Source organism: Aquabacterium sp. A08 (assembly GCF_011742065.1).
This window is the reverse complement of record NZ_JAAQQT010000677.1, coordinates 1196-2298: the sequence shown is the minus strand read 5'-3', so window position 1 is coordinate 2298 and position 1103 is coordinate 1196. Positions and strand designations below refer to the sequence as shown.

Annotated in this window: 1 protein-coding gene; it reads right to left on the bottom strand. The window is 67.3% G+C overall.

What is annotated here, in order from left to right:
• A partial coding sequence (locus tag HA630_RS16965) for an electron-transfer flavoprotein:ubiquinone oxidoreductase (protein WP_166836185.1) occupies positions 1 to 1103 on the bottom strand: 1103 nt, incomplete at both ends.

Below are 1103 nucleotides of genomic sequence, written 5' to 3'. Positions count from 1 at the left end.
TGCGCGTTGATCACCAGCTGGTCGGCCCCGTCCTTGTTCACGAACTCGTACACCCCGGCCGGGCAGTAGCGGCTCTCGGGCCCGGCGTACTTCGCCAGGTTCACGCTCACCGGCACGCCAGCGTCCTTGAGCGTGAGGTGCGCGGGCTGGTCTTCGGCGTGGTTGGTGTTGCTGATGAAGACACTGGAGAGGCGGTCGAAGGTCAGCTTCCCATCGGGTTTGGGGTAGTCGATCTTCGGGCACTCGGCCGCGGGGCGCAGGTAGGTGTGGTCGGCGTGGGTGCGGTGCAGGCTCCAGGGCGGGCGCTTCATGCCGAGCTTGGGCAGCAGCCAGTGCTCGACGCCGGTCATGAGCGCGCCCACGGTGTTGCCCTTCTTGAACCAGGCCTTGAAGTTGCGCGACTGGTCGAGTTCGCGGTACAGCCAGCTCTGCTCGAAGGCCTGTGGGTAGGCGACGAGTTCGTCACCGCTGCGCCCGGCCTGGATGGCTTCGAAGGCGGCTTCGGCGCACAGCATGCCGCTCTTGATGGCGGCGTGGCTGCCTTTGATGCGTGCGGCGTTCAAGTAGCCGGCGTCGCACCCGACCAGGGCACCGCCGGGGAAGACGGTCTTGGGCAGGGAGTGCAACCCGCCGGCGACGATGGCGCGCGCGCCGTAGCCGATGCGCTTGCCGCCTTCGATGTGGGGGCGGATGCTGGGGTGGGTCTTCCAGCGCTGCATTTCCTCGAAGGGGCTCAGCCAGGGGTTGCTGTAGTCCAGGCCCACCACAAAGCCCAGGGTGACTTTGTTGCCTTCGAGGTGGTACAGGAAACCGCCGCCGTAGGTCTGGCCGTCCAGCGGCCAGCCGGCGGTGTGCACCACCAGGCCGGGTTTCGCTTGCTCGGCGGGCACTTCCCACAGTTCTTTGATGCCGATGCCGTAGGCCTGCGGGTCTTTGCCGGCGTCGAGCTGGAAGCGCTGGATCAGCGCTTTGCCCAGGTGGCCGCGGGCGCCTTCGGCAAACACGGTGTACTTGGCGTGCAGTTCCATGCCGATCTGGAAGTCGCCGGTGGGCTCGCCGTCTTTGCCCAGGCCTTGGTGGCCGGTGGCCACGCCTTGGACGGA